Source organism: Polaribacter dokdonensis (assembly GCF_024362345.1).
GTDB lineage: Bacteria > Bacteroidota > Bacteroidia > Flavobacteriales > Flavobacteriaceae > Polaribacter > Polaribacter dokdonensis.
In genome coordinates, this window is sequence record NZ_CP101505.1 from 1,447,501 (window position 1) to 1,467,599 (window position 20,099).

General features: G+C 30.6%; 15 protein-coding genes and 1 rRNA gene (1 of these 16 running past the window's edge). 12 read left to right on the top strand and 4 right to left on the bottom strand.

Annotated elements, in window-relative coordinates:
* Positions 1-692, bottom strand: a 16S ribosomal RNA gene (locus tag LPB302_RS06490) (it extends 828 nt beyond the left edge of the window).
* 819 nt (positions 693-1,511) lie between these two features.
* Between LPB302_RS06490 and thrS the strand changes: the two genes are divergently transcribed.
* The 11 genes from thrS to LPB302_RS06545 all read left to right on the top strand — a co-directional run bounded on the left by thrS (position 1,512) and on the right by LPB302_RS06545 (position 16,367).
* Entirely contained in the window at positions 1,512-3,455 is a 1,944-nt protein-coding gene (thrS, locus tag LPB302_RS06495; RefSeq protein WP_053974330.1) for a threonine--tRNA ligase, read from the top strand.
* 109 nt (positions 3,456-3,564) lie between these two features.
* Positions 3,565-4,083 carry a translation initiation factor IF-3 gene (gene infC / locus LPB302_RS06500; RefSeq protein WP_074613496.1) on the top strand — a complete coding sequence of 173 codons (519 nt, stop codon included), beginning with the start codon at positions 3,565-3,567 and terminating at the stop codon, positions 4,081-4,083.
* A 118-nt stretch (positions 4,084-4,201) separates the two neighbouring features.
* A complete protein-coding gene (rpmI, locus tag LPB302_RS06505; protein ID WP_015480931.1) occupies positions 4,202-4,399 on the top strand; it encodes a 50S ribosomal protein L35 in 198 nt (65 codons plus the stop codon).
* A gap of 95 nt (positions 4,400-4,494) precedes the next feature.
* Complete coding sequence (rplT, locus tag LPB302_RS06510; protein ID WP_015480932.1) at positions 4,495-4,839, top strand: 50S ribosomal protein L20; 345 nt, start codon at positions 4,495-4,497, stop codon at positions 4,837-4,839.
* 80 nt (positions 4,840-4,919) lie between these two features.
* Positions 4,920-5,501 (top strand): hypothetical protein, encoded by a 582-nt coding sequence (locus tag LPB302_RS06515; RefSeq protein ID WP_053974329.1) that lies wholly within the window; start codon positions 4,920-4,922, stop codon positions 5,499-5,501.
* Positions 5,502-5,712: 211 nt separating this feature from the next.
* Positions 5,713-6,918: a glycogen synthase gene (glgA, locus tag LPB302_RS06520; protein WP_053974328.1), complete on the top strand. Its 1,206-nt coding sequence runs from the start codon at positions 5,713-5,715 to the stop codon at positions 6,916-6,918.
* Between the two features lie 6 nt (positions 6,919-6,924).
* Complete coding sequence (locus LPB302_RS06525; protein WP_053974327.1) at positions 6,925-8,193, top strand: glucose-1-phosphate adenylyltransferase; 1,269 nt, start codon at positions 6,925-6,927, stop codon at positions 8,191-8,193.
* A 25-nt stretch (positions 8,194-8,218) separates the two neighbouring features.
* A complete protein-coding gene (locus tag LPB302_RS06530; protein ID WP_053974326.1) occupies positions 8,219-10,156 on the top strand; it encodes an alpha-1,4-glucan--maltose-1-phosphate maltosyltransferase in 1,938 nt (645 codons plus the stop codon).
* 5 nt (positions 10,157-10,161) lie between these two features.
* A complete protein-coding gene (locus LPB302_RS06535; protein ID WP_053974325.1) occupies positions 10,162-11,787 on the top strand; it encodes a trehalose synthase in 1,626 nt (541 codons plus the stop codon).
* 4 nt (positions 11,788-11,791) lie between these two features.
* On the top strand, positions 11,792-13,699 hold the full coding sequence (gene glgB, locus LPB302_RS06540) for a 1,4-alpha-glucan branching protein GlgB (RefSeq protein WP_053974324.1): 1,908 nt from the start codon (positions 11,792-11,794) through the stop codon (positions 13,697-13,699).
* 262 nt (positions 13,700-13,961) lie between these two features.
* A complete protein-coding gene (locus tag LPB302_RS06545; protein ID WP_053974323.1) occupies positions 13,962-16,367 on the top strand; it encodes a glycoside hydrolase family 31 protein in 2,406 nt (801 codons plus the stop codon).
* 348 nt (positions 16,368-16,715) lie between these two features.
* Here LPB302_RS06545 and LPB302_RS06550 read toward each other — a convergent pair whose 3' ends face one another.
* Positions 16,716-16,865 carry a hypothetical protein gene (locus tag LPB302_RS06550; protein WP_157593842.1) on the bottom strand — a complete coding sequence of 50 codons (150 nt, stop codon included), beginning with the start codon at positions 16,863-16,865 and terminating at the stop codon, positions 16,716-16,718.
* Between the two features lie 149 nt (positions 16,866-17,014).
* Entirely contained in the window at positions 17,015-18,091 is a 1,077-nt protein-coding gene (gene prfA, locus LPB302_RS06555) for a peptide chain release factor 1 (protein ID WP_053974322.1), read from the bottom strand.
* Between the two features lie 183 nt (positions 18,092-18,274).
* Between prfA and LPB302_RS06560 the strand changes: the two genes are divergently transcribed.
* Positions 18,275-18,715, top strand: coding sequence for a DUF6265 family protein (locus LPB302_RS06560; RefSeq protein ID WP_053974321.1), 441 nt, complete (start codon positions 18,275-18,277; stop codon positions 18,713-18,715).
* Here LPB302_RS06560 and LPB302_RS06565 read toward each other — a convergent pair.
* Positions 18,693-19,982, bottom strand: a complete 1,290-nt coding sequence (locus LPB302_RS06565; protein WP_053974320.1) for a sensor histidine kinase — start codon at positions 19,980-19,982, stop codon at positions 18,693-18,695. The genes LPB302_RS06560 and LPB302_RS06565 overlap by 23 nt on opposite strands.
* Positions 19,983-20,099: the final 117 nt, after the last annotated feature.

Consider the following 20,099-nt stretch of genomic DNA (forward strand, 5'->3'; position numbering starts at 1 on the left):
CATTTCACCGCTACACTACACATTCTATCTACTTCCATATGACTCAAGTCAACCAGTATCAAAGGCAGTTCCATAGTTAAGCTATGGGATTTCACCTCTGACTTAATTGACCGCCTGCGGACCCTTTAAACCCAATGATTCCGGATAACGCTCGGACCCTCCGTATTACCGCGGCTGCTGGCACGGAGTTAGCCGGTCCTTATTCTTACAGTACCGTCAAGCTGCTACACGTAGCAGTGTTTCTTCCTGTATAAAAGCAGTTTACAACCCATAGGGCAGTCTTCCTGCACGCGGCATGGCTGGGTCAGAGTTACCTCCATTGCCCAATATTCCTCACTGCTGCCTCCCGTAGGAGTCTGGTCCGTGTCTCAGTACCAGTGTGGGGGATCTCCCTCTCAGGACCCCTACCTATCGAAGTCTTGGTAAGCCGTTACCTTACCAACTAACTAATAGGACGCATAGTCATCTTTTACCGATAAATCTTTAATTACAAAGTGATGCCACTTCGCAATACTATGGGATATTAATCTTCATTTCTAAAGGCTATCCCCCTGTAAAAGGTAGATTCTATACGCGTTACGCACCCGTGCGCCGGTCGTCATCTAGTGCAAGCACTAATGTTACCCCTCGACTTGCATGTGTTAAGCCTGCCGCTAGCGTTCATCCTGAGCCAGGATCAAACTCTTCATTGTATATTTTAAATAATATGAATGAATAAGTTTCAAAAGAATTACATTAATCTAAACTAATGTGGTTATTCTACTCTTTGTTTACGCTGTCAATTTCAATATTTTCAATGAACTTATTTGAACTAAAAATTAAATATCTCTCAACCTAATCTTAATATCAAACTCTGTAGAAATGATAGAATCGAACTATCTAAAATTGTTAAATCTTATTCCAAAATCTCTCTGAACGTTTTCGCTGTTTTTGTTAGCGGGTGCAAATATATAAACTATTTTAATTCTGACAATAAAAAAATAAATTATTTTTAATTTTATTTTTTAACCCCTAAAAACTTGAACTTTTTTCCGAAAAAATCGGACTGCAAAGATACTACTAAATAACTTTACAAACCTAATTAAATTTGAAAAAATTTTAAACCAAATCAAAACTTAAATCCCCCTCAAAAAAAAACCAAAAACAACATCTCAATGAACTAAACTAACATACTCATATTTCCGTTAGCGGGTGCAAATATACAACTCATTTCTATTCCCACAACTATTTATCAATAAAAAATAAAACCTTTTTTGAAACTAAATCACAAACCTCTCAAAACATGAAACTTATAACAATAAAAAAAATGAAAAATCTGGAAAGAAAATAAAACAACTTCGTCAAAAATGATTTATTATCTATATTTCTACAATCTCTCAAAGTAATGTAATCATCAAGATCCATTTTAGAACTAAATTATACTCTAAAAAACATGGTTATATTAAGTATACATATATATTGTATTAAAAATTGTTTTCTAATATCTTTGCAGTTCAAATTTAAGACGATAAATGATTAAGATTACTTTACCAGATGGAAGTATTAAGGAGTTTGAAAAAAATAGCACTCCTTTTGACGTAGCTAAAAGCATAAGTGAAGGATTGGCGAGAAATATTATTTCTGCTAGTTTTAATGGAATAACAGTTGAAACCACTACCCCATTAACCACAGATGGATCTTTAATACTTTATACGTTTAATGACAACGAAGGTAAAAAAGCTTTTTGGCATTCTTCTGCTCACGTTTTAGCTGAAGCCATATTAAGTTTTCATCCAAATGCAAAGTTAACTATTGGACCTGCCATTGATAATGGGTTCTATTATGACTTAGATTTAGGTGAAGAAACAATTTCAGAAAAAGATTTTTCAGCTATTGAAAAGAAGTTTCTAGAGATTGCAAGAGGAAAACATCAATTTAAAATGAGAGAAGTATCTAAAGCAGATGCTTTGTCATTATATAAAGAAGAGAATAATCCATATAAAGTTGAGTTAATCGAAAACTTAACAGATGGAGATATTACTTTTTGCGACCATAGCAATTTTACAGACTTATGTAGGGGAGGTCATATTCCAAATACAGGCATCATTAAAGCAATCAAAATAATGAATGTTGCTGGCGCCTATTGGAGAGGTGATGAAAAGAATAATCAGTTAACTCGTGTTTACGGAATAAGTTTCCCTAAACAAAAAATGCTAACTGAATACCTAGAATTATTAGAAGAGGCAAAAAAACGCGATCATAGGAAACTAGGTAAAGAATTAGAATTATTTACCTTCTCTCAAAAAGTTGGTGCAGGTTTACCTTTATGGCTACCAAAAGGAGCTGCTTTACGTGAACGTTTACAAAATTTCCTAAAAGCTGCTCAGAAAAAAGCAGGTTATGAAATGGTGATGACACCACATATTGGTCAGAAAGAATTATATGTAACCTCTGGTCATTACGAAAAATATGGTGAAGATAGTTTTCAGGCAATAAAAACCCCTAAAATGGATGAGGAGTTTTTACTAAAACCAATGAACTGCCCTCATCACTGTGAAGTATACAACTTTAAACCTTATTCATATAAAGATTTACCAAAACGATTTGCAGAATTTGGTACTGTATATAGGTATGAACAAAGTGGAGAATTGCATGGTTTAACAAGAGTAAGAGGTTTTACACAAGATGATGCTCATATCTTTTGTACTCCAGAACAATTAGATCAAGAATTCAAAGAAGTAATAGATTTAGTGCTTTATGTTTTCGGTTCTTTAGGATTTGAAGATTTTACAGCACAGGTTTCTATTAGAGACATGGATAACCTCGATAAATATATAGGTGATGTTGAAACTTGGGAAATTGCAGAAAATGCCATTATCTCTGCAGCAAAAGATAAAGGATTAGATTATGTAATTGAAGAAGGTGAAGCTGCTTTTTACGGTCCTAAATTAGACTTTATGGTTAAAGATGCATTAGGTAGAAGTTGGCAATTAGGTACAATTCAGGTTGATTACAATTTACCTAAACGTTTTGATTTAACGTATACAGGCTCTGACAATCAATCTCACAGACCAGTAATGATTCATAGAGCACCATTTGGATCTATGGAACGATTCATTGCTGTATTGCTAGAGCATACAGGTGGTAATTTCCCACTTTGGTTAACTCCAGAGCAAGTTATTATACTGCCAATCAGCGATAAATATCAAAAATATACCGAAAAAGTTTTAGAATCGTTAGAAAATTCCGAAATTCGCGCCCTCGTAGACGACAGAAGTGAAAAAACCGGCCGTAAAATACGAGATGCAGAAGTGAGTAAAATACCTTTTATGGTTATTGTGGGAGAGAAAGAAGAACAAGATGGCACAGTTTCTGTAAGAAAACATGGAGAAGGTGATATTGGAACTTTTACAATTGAAGAATTTAAATCTTTAATTAAGGAAGAAGAAAGTAAAACATTAAAGAAATTTAAGTAAATTTGAATTTCATCAAAAAAATAAAAAACTGGAAAACAGTTATACGTTAAATTTAAAATTATAAGTCATAGCAATTAGAAGAAGCAGGTCTAGAAGACCATTAAGAGTAATCAAAGAAGATCAACACAGAATTAACGACAAAATTAAATATGTTGATGAAGTTCGTGTGGTTGGAGACAATGTAGAAGTTGGTGTATATCCTTTAGCAAAAGCTAAAGAGATGGCAAGAGAACAAGAATTAGATTTAGTTGAAATTTCACCTAAAGCAAAACCTCCTGTTTGTAAAATTATTGATTACAAGAAGTTCTTGTATGAGCAGAAAAAACGTGAAAAAGCTTTAAAATCTAAAGCAACCAAAGTTACCATTAAGGAAATACGTTTTGGACCTCAAACTGATGAGCATGATTATGAATTTAAAAAGAAACATGCAATTAAGTTCTTACAAGATGGGGCTAAATTAAAAGCTTTCGTTTTCTTTAAAGGACGATCAATTATCTTTAAAGAGCAAGGGCAAATTTTATTACTAAAATTAGCTCAAGAATTAGAAGATTATGGTAAAGTAGAGCAATTACCAAAATTAGAAGGTAAACGTATGATTATGTTTATTGCTCCTAAAAAATCAAAATAAAAAGTTCTTAAAGAACTAAAGGTTTAGAGTTTAAAAGTTTAGTAAAATAAACTTTTAAACTTTTTGAGTCTTTACAAATTAAGAAAAACAATATTAAGCAAGTTAAAACGAAGGAGAAATGCCTAAAATGAAAACAAAATCTAGTGCCAAAAAACGATTTAAAGTTACAGGTACTGGTAAAATCAAAAGAAAGCACGCGTTTAAAAGTCACATCTTAACAAAGAAGTCTAAAAAACGTAAATTAAAGCTAACTCATGATACTTTAGTACACAAGTCTGATGAGCCTAGCATTAAGCAAATGTTAAACTTAAAATAACTAGTTTAACCAGGGAATTTAATTATTAACCATGGAGTTAGGCCTAAACAAAAGTATTCTTAACAGAATCGCCTACTACAAAACACATTGAAATTATGCCAAGATCAGTAAATTCAGTAGCCTCAAGAAATAGAAGAAAAAAAATCTTGAAGGCAGCAAAAGGTTACTTTGGACGTAGAAAAAACGTTTATACAGTAGCAAAAAACGCGGTTGAAAAAGGTATGCTATATGCATATAGAGACCGTAAAAACAATAAGAGAAACTTCCGTTCTTTATGGATAACGCGTATTAACGCTGCAGCTCGTTTAAACGGAATGTCTTACTCACAGTTTATGGGTAAAGTTAAAGCTAACAATATTCAGTTAAATCGTAAGGTTTTAGCAGATTTAGCAGTTAACAACCCAGACGCTTTTAAGGCAGTTGTAGAGAAAATCAAATAAATAATAATACTTGCTTATAACAAAAACCCAAACGTAACGTTTGGGTTTTTTTAATACATTTACATTTTAAAGTACACCTAATGAAATCAAGAATATTAACATTACTATTTATATTAACAAGCGTAACATTTTTTGCTCAAGAAGAAGTAAAAGAAGATAATTCTATTAAAGGACAGTTTGATAAAATTTACAGAACATCTACCACTTATCAGGTTTACAAAGTAATTTCAAAAGAAAAATACGAAAAGTTAAAAGCTAATGTTTTAGATTCATTGCGTAAATCCGAAAAAACGATTTCTGAGAAAGACAATTTGTTAAAATCAGAAAGAAATAGTATTGAAAAACTAAATACAGATTTAGAAAAAACTAAAGAAGAACTAGAATTAGCTTTAGCTAAAGAAAACTCAATATCATTATTAGGTTTTCAAGTTAGTAAAGTTACCTATAACTTAGTTTTATGGTTAATTATAATAGTACTAGCTTTAGCATTAGCTTTCTTTGTTTTTAAATTTTCTAAAAGTCATATTTTAACAAAAGAAGCAAAAGAAAATTTAGAAACTGTAGAAGAAGACTTCGAAAATCATCGTAAGAAATCTTTAGAAAGAGAGCAGAAACTAAGAAGACAATTACAAGACGAAATTAATAAGCAAAGAAATAGTTAAGCTTATCAATTTTATCCTTCAATAATTCTTTAACCCTTTTTGATTTTTAATGATAATTATACATCAAAATTCATTATTCGTATCTTAAATTTATTAGTATCGTAATTTTAATGTGCTTTGTTAAATCGTAAAAGTTTTTGTATTAGTTAATTAGTATTTACTTATCTTAAGGGTCGTAAACCAACTAACTTAAAAACTTTTTACAAACCTTATGAAAGCCCTTTTTTTTACAAGAGAATTTCCTCCTTATGTTTATGGAGGTGCAGGTGTTCATGTAGAATATTTAGCAGATGAATTATCTAAATTAATGAAGGTTGATGTTCGTTCTTTTGGAGATCAAGATGAGAACCAACCCAATTTAAATGTAAAAGGTTTTCCATATGAAAATGCGCTTTTCAATGATTCCGATTCTAAGCTAAAAGCCGTTTTTCAAACTCTTAGCACCAATTTACAAATGAATGCAGAAGCTATAGATGCAGATGTTGTGCATTGCCATACTTGGTATGCACATTTTGCAGGTATTGTTGCCAAGCTTTGTTATGGTGTACCCTTAGTTATTACAACACATTCTTTAGAACCACTTCGTCCTTGGAAGAGAGAACAGCTAGGTAATGGTTATGACGCTTCTTCTTGGATAGAAAAAACAGCCATTGAAATGGCTGATGCACTTATTGCTGTATCTGAAGAAACTAAAGAAGACGTTTTAAAACATTTTAATGTTGATGAAGAAAAAGTTAAAGTAATTTACAATGGCATTAATTTACAAGAGTATGTGACTACCTCTGAAACAGATACTTTAGACGAATACAAAATTGATAAAACAAAGCCTTATCTTCTTTTTGTTGGTAGAATAACAAGACAAAAAGGGATTATACATTTAGTAAATGCTATAAAATACATAAATCCAGAAACTCAAATTGTACTTTGTGCTGGTGCTCCAGACACTAAAGAAATTGGAGAAGAAATGGAATCTGCAGTCAATGAAGTTCAGAAAACACGTAAAAACGTTATTTGGATTGATAAGATGGTTACCAAAAAAGAAATTATTCAATTATACTCACATGCAGCAGTATTCTGTTGCCCATCTATTTACGAACCCTTTGGAATTATAAATATTGAAGCAATGGCTTGTGATACAGCTGTTGTTGCGAGTGCAGTAGGTGGTATTAAAGAAGTAGTTGTTCATAATGAAACAGGTCTACTAATTCCTGTAGAACAACAAACATCTGCACCCTTTGAACCTGTGAATCCAGATAAATTTGCAAAAGATTTGGCTGAGGGTGTTAACACACTAATCCAAAATCCTGAGTTAAGAGAGTCTATGGCTAAAAAGGGTAGAGAAAGAGTAGAACAATATTTTGATTGGATAGCAATTGCAAAACAAGTAGAAGCATTATATAAAACATTAAAAAAGTAAATTGAAATGATAAACAACAAAGTACTTGGTATTATTTTAGGAGGTGGACAAGGTTCTAGATTATATCCATTAACTAAAGACAGATCTAAACCAGCTGTGCCAATTGCTGGTAAATACAGGTTAGTAGATATCCCAATCTCTAACTGTATTAATTCAGATATTAAAAGAATGTATGTTTTAACTCAATTTAATTCAGCTTCTCTAAATAAACATATCACTAACACATTTCACTTTAGTTTTTTTAGTTCTGCGTTTGTAGATGTTTTAGCTGCAGAACAAACTATTCATAGTGATAAATGGTTTCAAGGAACTGCAGATGCTGTTAGGCAAAGCATGCATCACTTTTTATCTAATGATTTTGAGTACGCTTTAATACTTTCTGGAGACCAATTATATCAAATGGATTTTAATGATATGATTAAAAAACACGAAGAAAGTGGCTCTGAAATTACTATTGCAACTTATCCTGTAAATGCCAAAGATGCTACCTCATTTGGTATTTTAAAAACCAATGATGATAATGTAATTACATCATTTATAGAAAAACCAGAAGCTAAATTACTTCCTGATTGGACCTCAGATGTAGGTGAAGCTATGAAAGCTGAAGGTAGAGATTACTTAGCTTCTATGGGTATTTATATTTTTAATAGAGATTTATTAAAAAAATTAATGGATAACCCAGATACCAACGATTTTGGAAAAGAAATTATACCTCAAGCCATTCAAGAACATAAAACATTAAGCTACCAATATGAAGGATATTGGACAGATATTGGAAACATCGATTCTTTCTTTGAGGCAAATTTAGGGTTAACAGACGATGTACCTAAATTTAATTTATATGATGATAAAAAGAGCATTTATACAAGAGCTAGAATTTTACCTACATCAAAATTATCTGGAACAATCTTAAACAAAGCTTTAGTTGGTGATGGTTGTATTATTCATGCAGAAAAAATAGAACGTTCAGTAATTGGAATTCGATCTAGAATTGGTAAAAATTCATTGATTTCTAACACATATATGATGGGTAATGATTATTACGAATCACTTGAAGATGTAGAAAAAAATAAGGTAGATATTATGATGGGTATTGGAGATCGATGCTACATTCATAATTGTATCGTAGATAGAAATTGTAGAATTGGAGATGATGTACGAATAAATGGTGGTACACATATAAAAGATATAGAAACAGATACATACATGGTTAAAGAAGGTATTGTTGTTATAAAGAAAGATGCAACTATACCTAAGGGAACAATTATAGGATAATAAATAACCGAATTAGATTTTTTGTATGCAAGATCAAAGTAGAATTGTTATAGAAAATATTGCTCCTCAACTAAATTGTGGAGCTGTTTTTATAAAACGAGTTGTAAACGAAATTGTAAATGTTACTGCAGATGTTTTAGTAGATGGGCATGATGTTTTACAAGCAAGTGTTTTATATAAACATGAATCAGAAAAAACATGGTCAGAAACTAGAATGCAAGATTTAGGCAATGATGTTTATTCAGCTAGTTTCACAACAGCCAAACAAGGTTATTATACTTACAAATTACAAGGTTGGGTAGACTATGCATTAAATTGGCAACATGGAATTGAGCGTAAAATTGATGATCATCAACATGTAAGTTCTGAACTGTTAGAAGGGGCTGAATTACTAAACAATATTAAAGGTAAATTAAGTAAAGATGAAAAAGCTTACCTAACTCATTTAAAAAATATATTTAAAAATAAAGACAGTTATAGTGAAGCTATTTCAGAAGCTACATCAAACAAATTAAAATCACTTTTTATAGCTTACCCAGAAAAACTTTTAACACATACCTCTAAAGAATTACAGGTTTATGTTGATAGAGAAAAAGCTCGTTTTTCTACTTGGTATGAATTCTTTCCACGTTCATCTTCCGAAATAGAAGGTAAACATGGTACTTTTAAAGACTGTCATAGACTGCTACCAAGAATAGCAGACATGGGTTTTGATACTTTATACTTTCCTCCTATTCATCCAATAGGTGAAGTAAATAGAAAAGGTAAAAACAACACAACAAACGCTTTAGAAGGAGATGTTGGTTCAACTTGGGGTATTGGTTCTAAACATGGAGGTCATAAAGACATTCACCCAGAATTAGGTTCTTTAGAAGATTTTAAAACATTAGTTTCAGAGGCAAAATCTATGGGAATAGAAGTAGCTATGGATTATGCTTTACAAGCAGCTCCAGATCATCCTTGGGTTACAGATCATCCAGATTGGTTTAAATGGAGGCCAGATGGAACTGTGCAATATGCAGAAAATCCACCTAAAAAATACCAAGATATTTTACCAATTTATTGGGAAAGCAAAGACTTTAAAAACCTATGGAAAGAATGTTTAGACACATTATTCTATTGGATAGATTGTGGAGTTAATGTATTTAGAGTAGATAATCCTCATACAAAACCTTACTATTTTTGGGGATGGATTATTGAGCAAGTGAAGGCAAAACATCCAAATGTTTTATTTTTAGCAGAAGCATTTACCAAACCAAAAGTAATGCATCAGTTAGCAAAACAAGGTTACACACAATCGTATACTTATTTTACTTGGAGAGACTCCAAACATGAACTCATTGAGTATATGAACGAGTTAACACAAACTGATCAAAAAGAATACATGAGGCCAAATTTCTGGCCAAATACACCAGATATTAATCCTTTTCATTTGCAAGATGCACCTGAATCTAAATACATTCAGAGATATGCATTGGCTGCAACATTAAGTTCTAATATTGGAATTTATGGGCCAGTTTTTGAGCAAATGATAGATACACCAATTGTTGGTAAAGAAGAATATTACATGTCAGAGAAATTCCAACTTTGTCATTATGATTGGACAGTAGAAAATAATGTTACTGGTATTATTACAAAGGTGAATCAAATTAGAAAAGCATGTTCATCTTTACAACAAACTAATAATATTAAATTTTTAGAAACTGGTAATGATCAATTAATTGCATTCTACAAATGGGATGGAAATAAATCTGATGAAACAATTACAGTAATAAGTTTAGATGCACATCATTCTCAAACAGGCTCTGTTCAATTACCAATGCATGATTTAGCAATTCATCATGGACAAAAAATAGAGGTAAAAGACCTTATTACCAATAACTCTTACAATTGGTATAATGAATGGAATTATATAGAATTACATCCCAATTTACCATTCCATATTTTTAAAATTAATAAGTAAAACTTATGAATAAAACAGCTTCTAAAACTAATTCTGCTCTTTTTTCTTCTTCCAATACTTGGGAAGAATTAATAGAAGATAAAACTTTTGTTGCTGTTTTTCTGTCTGATGTTTTAGAAGAATATATACAAAAACAACGTTGGTATGGAGGTAAATCTAGTAGTTTAAAATACATTGAACTTAGTGAGTATTTTAGAATTCAACAAGATGATGAAGTTTATTTTGGTTTAATAATAGAAGTTAATTTTGTAGAAGCATTTTATCACCATTATTTTCTACCAATATCATTTGTGTCTGATGAAAAGTTCGCAAGAGAAAGTAGAATTTTACCTATTCAATTAAAAAATCAGAAAGGGTTCATTATAGATGCAATGCATTTAGAATCTTTTAGAAAGGTGGTTTATCAGCGTATAAAAAATGCGTTGCCTATAGATAAAACTCCAGTTCAATATCATAAAACAGAAGGTTTCGAATTTCCTGCTTATAAAAGTTCAAAGTTTCTAGGAGCAGAACAGAGCAATACATCTATTATCTATAATGATAAATATATTTTAAAATTCTTTAGAAGAATTTATGCAGATAAAAATCCTGACTATGAAATGAGTCGATTTTTATCTCACAGAAAAGAATTTAAACATACACCTACTTACTTAGGTAGTATTAACATTATTGATTCTGAAAACACCAATATAACTATTGGTTTAATGCAGAAAATGGTACCTAATAAAGGTGATGCTTGGGAGTATTTTTTAAAAGAAATTCATAAAATCTATAAAACTATAGATTACAAGGAAATTGCTTTTACTGATTTACCAGATATTGAAATGTTTAGCAGAACAAAAATTTCTGAAGTAGCTCCAGAAATTATAGATTGGATTGGACTTAACCTTCTCTCGAAAGTAAAATTACTAGCACAAAGAACCGCAGAAATGCACATTGCATTAGGCTCTGAGTTTGAAGACACCTCTTTTACTCCTACTCGTTTTAATGGAGATTATACTGTTTGGTTAAAAAACAGGCTTACTTATCAATTTCAAAATAGGCTAAACTTAACCGAAAACAACCTTCATAAATTAGAAGGATATTCTTTAGAGCTAGCAAAAGAATTTTTAGAAAACAAAAACAATATTAGAAAACGTTTGGTAAATTTTGATTGGACAAAATTAAAAGGAGAACGCATTCGAATTCATGGAGATTATCATTTAGGTCAAATTCTAGTACAAAATGATGATTTCTGTATCCTAGATTTTGAAGGAGAACCAGAAAGTACCATTAGAGATCGAAAAGTAAAACAACCACCATTAAAAGATGTAGCTGGTTTATTTAGGTCTTTTCATTATGCAATATACTCTACAATATTTAATCATCAAGATGAATATAAATTAGAAAAAGAAGAACTTTTTAAATTTGCAGAATTACTTTACAAATATTTTGTGGCTGTATTTTTAGAAACCTATAGAGCTGTAACACAAGAAAATAACCTTTCTATTGGTTACAGACATGAACGCAGATTTTTATTAGAATATTGCTTGTTAGAAAAAGCAATTTATGAGTTAGGTTATGAACTCAATTCAAGACCAAAATGGACAATTATTCCATTAAAAGGTATTGCAAACATTATGAATTCATAAAATTATGGCAAATACAAAAGTACATAGTCTTTTTACTGATTTTGATATTGATCTTTTCAAAGCAGGAAAACACTATAGATTATATGAAAAATTCGGATCTCACATCATAACAGTAGATAATGAGATAGGCACCTATTTTGCAGTTTGGGCTCCAAGTGCAAAAAAGGTTTCTGTAATTGGAGATTTTAATTTTTGGTTAGCAGAAGACCATCAATTAAATGTTAGATGGGATGGAAGTGGAATTTGGGAAGGTTTTATTCCTGGAGTGCAAAAAGGTGCAACCTACAAATACAAAATAGAAAATTCTGATAATAATACAACAACAGAAAAAGCAGATCCGTTTGCAAGAAGGTGTGAACATCCACCAAAAACAGCATCACAAGTTTGGGATGATGATTATAAATGGAAGGACAAAGAATGGATGAAAAACCGAAAGAAAAACAATGCTTTAGATGCACCTTTTTCTGTTTATGAAGTTCATCTAGGTTCTTGGAAAAAGCAAGTTGAAGAAAATCGTTTTTTAAGTTATATAGAATTAGCAGATGAATTGGTGGCTTATGTAAAAGAAATGAATTTTACACATGTAGAATTTATGCCAATTATGGAGTATCCTTATGATCCAAGTTGGGGGTATCAACTAACAGGTTACTTTGCACCAACTTCACGTTTTGGATATCCAGATGAATTTAAACAATTGGTAGATACTTTTCATGAAAATGGAATAGGAGTTTTACTAGATTGGGTACCCTCTCATTTTCCTTCAGATGATCATGGTTTAGGCTTTTTTGATGGCTCTCATTTATACGAACATCCAGACAGAAGAAAAGGTTATCATCAAGATTGGAAAAGTTTAATTTTTAATTATGGTAGAAACGAAATAAAAGCATTTTTAATAAGTAATGCCATTTTTTGGTTAGACCAATATCATGCAGATGGTTTAAGAGTAGATGCTGTTGCTTCTATGTTATTCTTAGATTATTCAAGAGAAGAAGGTCAATGGGAACCAAATATCTATGGAGGAAGAGAATATTTAGAAGCCATAGATTTTATTAAAGATATGAATGCTACTGTTTATGAAGCTTTTCCTGATGTGCAAACAATTGCTGAAGAATCTACTTCTTTCCCAAAGGTATCTAGACCCATTTATGATGGTGGTTTAGGTTTTGGAATGAAATGGATGATGGGTTGGATGCATGATACATTAGGTTATTTTCAGAAAGAGCCTGTGTATAGAAAACATCATCAGAATGAATTAACATTTGGCTTAAACTATGCTTTCTCTGAGAATTTTATGTTACCTCTTTCTCATGATGAAGTTGTGTATGGTAAAAAATCGATTGTGGATAAAATGCCTGGGGATGAATGGCAAAAATTTGCAAATTTACGTTTGCTATATAGCTTTATGTACACACATCCAGGAACTAAATTATTGTTTCAAGGAGGTGAATTTGGACAAACCTCAGAATGGAATTTTGAAGGCAGTTTGGACTGGCATTTACTAAATTATGATGTTCATAAAGGAGCTCAAACTCTGGTAAAAGATTTAAATAAATTATACAAAACAGAACCTGCATTATTCGAAAAGCAATTTAGCCATGAAGGTTTTGAATGGATAGATCATTCTGATCATCAAAATTCTGTAATGAGCTACATTAGAAAAGGTAATAACGAAAAAGACAACCTTTTAATAATTCTTAACTACACTCCTATTCCTAGAGAGGAATATAGAATTGGCTTGCCAAAGAAAGGAACTTTAATAGAAGTTTTTAATAGTGATGCTACTAAATATAATGGAACTGGTAATTTTAAAACAGAAAAATTAAGTTCTGACAATAAAGAATGGAATGGAAGAGAAAACTCGATTGCCATTAACTTGCCTCCATTAGGAATGCTTGCATTTAAATATAAGTAAAATCGAGCCACTTTTTTATTGAAATAGTCTTAGAACAATATCAATAAAAAGTGGTTTTATTGCATACTTCATAACCAAAACTAGTTTTAATTACGACTTCAAAAAAACTCTCTTTTTTAGGGAAAAGAAATGCTATTCTATTTATTTTTAAATAAATAAGCAATATTTTTACAACCAACATTAGCCAATTCTAAGTAATGTTTCACCTTTATTTTAAGTTGAAAATTGTTTATTATTAGCATCAACATAATCAAAATTTATTATGATTGTAAATACAGAATTAGAACAAAAAGGAAATTTATTTCCAAACGAAATTATAAAATATAAAAAAGACGTAGACACACTTTACTTCACCACAAAAAACAATGTAGTATTACAAGTTACAGTGGTTAGAGACAGTGTTATTCGATTTAGATATTCAACTACAGGTAAATTCGAGAAAGATTTTTCTTATGGAGTTACCATTCATGCATCTAGAGGATACAATTTCTTGAATGTGTCTGAAGATGAAACACATTATATAATTGTAACCTCTAAATTAGTATGCAAAGTAGAAAAAGAAAGTTTACAAGTAAGCTTGTTTGATGCTTTAGATATGAGCTTAATTAATGAAGACGAAATTGGTTTTCACTGGGAAGAAAGTTACGAATTTGGTGGAGACATCGTAAAAATGAGTAAAACTTGCCAAAAAGCGGAAAGTTTTTATGGTTTAGGAGATAAGCCAGTAGATGTGAATATGAAAGGAAAACGTTTTGAAAACTGGGCAACAGATTCTTATGCGTTTGGTAAACATACAGATCCTATATATAAGGCAATACCTTTTTATACAGCTATTCAGAATAATAAGGCCTATGGAATTTTCTTTGATAATACATTTAAAACACATTTCGATTTTGCTCAAGAAAGAAGAAATGTAACTAGTTTCTGGGCTCAAGGAGGTGAAATGAATTACTATTTCATTTATGGTCCAAAAATGGAAGATGTCGTTGCTAATTATACAGATTTAACTGGTAAACCTCACACAATGCCTCCATTATGGGCATTAGGTTTTCATCAATGTAAATGGAGTTATTATCCAGAAAGTAATGTAAAACAAATCACAAAAACATTTAGAGATTTACAAATACCATGTGATGCTATTTATTTAGACATTGATTATATGGATGGCTTTAGATGTTTTACTTGGGATAAAAATCATTTTCCAGATCCAAAAAGAATGGTGAAAGAGTTAGAAGAAGATGGTTTTAAAACTGTAGTAATTATAGACCCAGGAATTAAAATAGATTTAGAATACGATGTTTTTAAAGAAGCCTTAGATAAAGATTATTTCTGTAAAAGAGCAGATGGGCCTTATATGAAAGGAAAAGTTTGGCCAGGAGAATGTTATTTTCCAGATTATACCAAACCAGAAGTTAGAGAATGGTGGTCTGGTTTATTTAAAGAGTTGATAGAAGATATAGGCGTAAAAGGTGTTTGGAATGACATGAATGAGCCAGCTGTAATGGATGTGCCAAACAAATCTTTTCCTAATGATGTAAGACATGATTATGATGGCAACCCTTGTTCTCATAGAAAAGCGCACAATATTTATGGTACACAAATGGCACGTGCTACCTATCATGGTTTAAAGAAGTATGCGTATCCTAAAAGACCATTTGTAATTACAAGATCTGCATATTCAGGTGCTCAAAGATATACATCTACTTGGATGGGTGATAACGTTGCAACTTGGGAACATTTAGCAATTGCCAATAACCAAGCACAAAGAATGGCAATGTCTGGGTTCTCTTTTGCAGGTTCAGATATTGGTGGTTTTGCAGAACAACCTCAAGGAGAATTATTTGCAAGATGGATTCAACTAGGAGTTTTCCATGCATTTTGTAGAGTACATTCTTCTGGAGATCATGGAGATCAAGAACCTTGGGTATTTGGTGATGAAATTACAGATATTGTTAGAAAATTTGTTGAGTTAAGATATCAACTATTACCATATTTATATACTGCATTCTGGAATCATATTAATAATGGAACACCGATTTTAAAATCTTTGGTTTTATTTGATCAAGAAGATGTGCATACACATTACAGAAGTGATGAATTTATTTATGGAGAACATATTTTAGTTTGTCCGATTCAAGAGCCAAATGCCAAAGGTAGACGTATGTATATACCTAGAGGAAAATGGTATAACTTCTGGAATGATGAAGTTGTAGAAGGAGGAAAAGAATCTTGGGTAGATGCAGATTTAGACAGTATGCCAATTTTCATTAAAGAAGGAGCTGTAATTCCTAAATATCCAGTACAACAATATGTAGGAGAGAAGAAATTTGACGCCATAACTTTAGATGTGTATTACAAAGTAGGTAAAGAAAAATCTAAATTATATGATGATGCGCATGATGGGTATGATTATAAAAAAGGAAGATATAGTTTACGAACTTTTAAAGTAACTGGTAAGAAAAATGATTTTATATTAAATCAGCATAAAGAGGGTAAATTTGATGCTCCTTATCAGAATTTTAACATTGTAATTCACAATTTACCATTTAAAGTTACTTCTGTACAAGTAGATAATGTTGAAGTAGATTTAAGCAGAATTTCTAGTGATAACCATCACACAATCAGTGTAGATAAAACATTTACTGAGTTGCATATATTTGGTGAATAAAGCTTAAATTTTGTTATAAAAAAAAGAGGCCTCCCCAAAAATGGGGAGGCCTCTCCCTATTTATGGGGAGAAGTGAATTTCACCATAAATAGGGATTGTTTTGTATGTAATAATGCTCTACATTTGAAGTATAATTAGTAAATACCCCAATTTACTATTGTGTAATTTTTTTGGCGAAAAAAAAGCGGATAAAGTTTTCTTTATTCGCTTTTTTCATTTGTAAATCTGTTTGGTCGTTAATTTCTTTTTTCTAGCAATTTTTAATTTTCATAGCAAAGTATTTTCTTTTTCATAGCGTAAATACTTTTCATAGCTTTTATTTTTTTCTCTTTTTCTAGTCATTTGGTGTTAAGAAATCTGCTTTTGCTTATTCTTAATATCTTTATCTTTATTAAAGGCAAGTGCAATTAAGGCTACTTCTGTTAATAATAAAGCAATTTTTAATTTTTTACTTTTACTTACTGCAGCTGTTAAGCCTAATATTTTTGTTGCGATCATAATGTTGATTTTGTGGTTTTTCTTTTTCTTGATTCAAAGATACCATTGAAATACAGCTCGTATTAATGCAAACGAATTAAAAAGTAACTCAAATAAAAAAACCTCGAAATTTAATTTCGAGGTTTTTTTTAAATATGAATTAGAGCTAATTAAATTCCATCTCCTAATTCTTTTAACTTTTCTGTATTCTCTGCCAACATTAATTCATCAATTATTTTTTGAATATCACCATTCATAATATTTGGTAAATCATATAAAGACAAACCAATTCTATGGTCTGTAACCCTACCTTGTGCATAATTGTAGGTTCTAATTTTTGCACTTCTATCTCCAGAAGAAACCATAGAACCACGCTTTAAAGCGTCTTCTGCTTGCTTTTTAGCCAATTCCATATCATATAAACGAGATCTTAAAACTTTAAAAGCTTTCTCTTTATTTTTATGTTGCGATTTTTGATCTTGACATTGTGCAACCAAACCTGTTGGTATGTGTGTTAAACGAACAGCTGAATATGTTGTGTTTACAGACTGACCTCCAGGACCTGATGAACAGAAGAAATCTATTCTTACATCTTTAGGATTAATCTCTACATCAAACTCTTCTGCTTCTGGGAATACCATACAAGTTGCTGCAGAAGTATGCACTCTACCTTGTGTTTCTGTTTGTGGAACTCTTTGCACACGATGCACACCTGCTTCGAATTTTAAAATTCCATAAACATCATCTCCATTTACTTCGAATTGAATTTCTTTAAAACCGCCATTTGTACCTTCTGAATAATCTACTGTAGAAACTTTCCAACCTTTACTTTCGCAATATTTGGTATACATTCTAAATAAATCTCCTGCAAAAATACTAGCTTCATCACCACCTGTTCCTGCACGTAATTCTACCACAGCATTTTTAGCATCTTCAGGGTCTTTTGGTATCAATAAAAATTTAATTTCATCTTCCAATTCAGGTATTCTTGTATTGGCTTCCTCCATTTCCATTTTAGCCATTTCTGTCATTTCTGCATCAGAACCATCAGCAATAATTTCTTTTGCTTCTTCTATATTGTTCATTAAGGTTTGATATTCATCACCCTTTTTTACAACATCTCCTAAATCTTTATATTCTTTCATCAATTGCGCATAACGCTTCTGATCCATAATAATTTCTGGTTGTATAATTAAATCAGAAACCTCATCATAACGTTGCTTAACAATTCTTAGCTTATCTACCATCTTCTACTCTTTTCTTGGTTTGCGAATTTACAATTTTTATAGGAATTATTTTTTATTATCATTTAACTATATTTGAGTAAACTTGCTTTGTGTCTTAAACATAGTAATGATAAAATTTATTATTTATGCATTACTCTTATAAAGTAGTTTTTAAAATGAAAACGAGAACTAAATAAATGAACCTTGTTTATTAAAAAATACATAGCTCTGATTTTTATTGCATTAAGCTTTAGTTGTTCTAAAAATACAATTAAAAGTCAAAAACCTTTATTTTTAGTGGGTAATTGGCAAAGAGTTAATGACAAGCCGAATGAAAAAACTTTTGAAGTTTGGAAGAATAATTTAACAGGTATTGGCTACACTCTTTCTGAAAATAAAAAGATTTTTGAAGAAGACTTACGAATAATAACTATAAAAGACACACTATATTTAGAAGTGACTGGAGTTAACCAAACTGCAACTCTATTTCAATTCACCTCACAAACAGATTCTTCATTTGTCTGTGAAAATCCTAAAAATGAGTTTCCAAAAAAAATTAAATATTGGTTAGAGAAAGATACTCTTAGAGCTTTAGTTTCTTCTAAAGATTTTAGTATTGATTTTAATTTTGTTTTAATACAGTAAAATAAATAGTGGTTCCAATATTTTCTTTACTTTCTATCCAAATATCACCTTTATAATTGGTGATAATTTTTTTTACAATAGATAAACCAATACCTGGTGATGATGTATTATTGTGCAATTTTGAAAAAACCTTAAAAACTTTATCAAAATAACCAGGCTTTATCCCTATTCCATTATCTTTAACACTAAATTTATAGAAATTCTCCTTGTTTTCGAAACCAACTTCAACTTTAGGATTTTCCTTATCATTGTATTCAATTGCATTCTGAATTAGGTTCTTAAAGACTAACTTATACCTCCAAGAATTACCTATTATAGAAGGTAAATTATCTTGAATGTTTACAACAACATGATCTGGTATAGACATGTTATTTACAATATTTTGCACTAATTGATTAAGGTCTAAAACTTTATCTTTAGCATCAACTTTATCCACAGTAGAGTAATCTAAAATTCCATCAATTAAAGAATCCATTTTTTCTACATTAAATAAAATTTCATCTAAATGATTTAAATTTTGGCTATCTAAACTTTCTTTTAAATCAGTTTTACACCAAGATATTAAGGTATGTATATTTAGTATTGGCGATTTTAAATCATGAGATACCATTTGCGTATACTCGTTAATTTGTTGGTTTTGTTTCGCTATATTTTTTAAAAGAGTTTCTTCACTTTTTTTCTGCTTCTCTATTAGTGTTTCTTGCTCTTTTCTTTGAATTATATTAACAAGCATACTAGCAAAAACAAAAAGTAAATTCTTTTCATCTTCTGAATATTTATGAATTTTCTCTACAGAATCGAAACCAACAAAACCTATAAGTTCATTATTTTTTATTTTAGGAATAGCTATTAAACTCTTTATACCTTGTGGTTCAAGAATGGCTTTTAAACCAAACTCACCATCGTCAGTTAATAAGCTTACATCTTCTACATAAAAAGCTTCTCCTTTAGTATGTGCATCTAACCATTGTTGTATATAATTTATTGGAATATTTTGTAAGTTCTCTATTTCTGGTTCAATACCATCTTTACACCATTCAAAAGTATTTGAAGTAGTTTTATTTTTTAAGTCATAAGAGAATACATAACTTCTATCTGCACCTACAAAATTTCCAATTTGTTCTAATGAACTCTCAATTAAAGAAGTAACATTACTTAAATCTGCATTTATATATTTTGTAGAAATACTAATTAGTAATTTCTGAAATCTTAATTGGTAATCTATTATATTATCTTTTTCTACTTGAAAATCTTCTTTTTGAGCCATTAAAAATGTTCTAATTGTTAATTCTATTAAATTAAAATGAGATTAATTCAATTAATTTTAGAAAAAATGTAGTTATAAAAACTGCTTTATCTAATCTTTTAAATTGATTACTCTAAA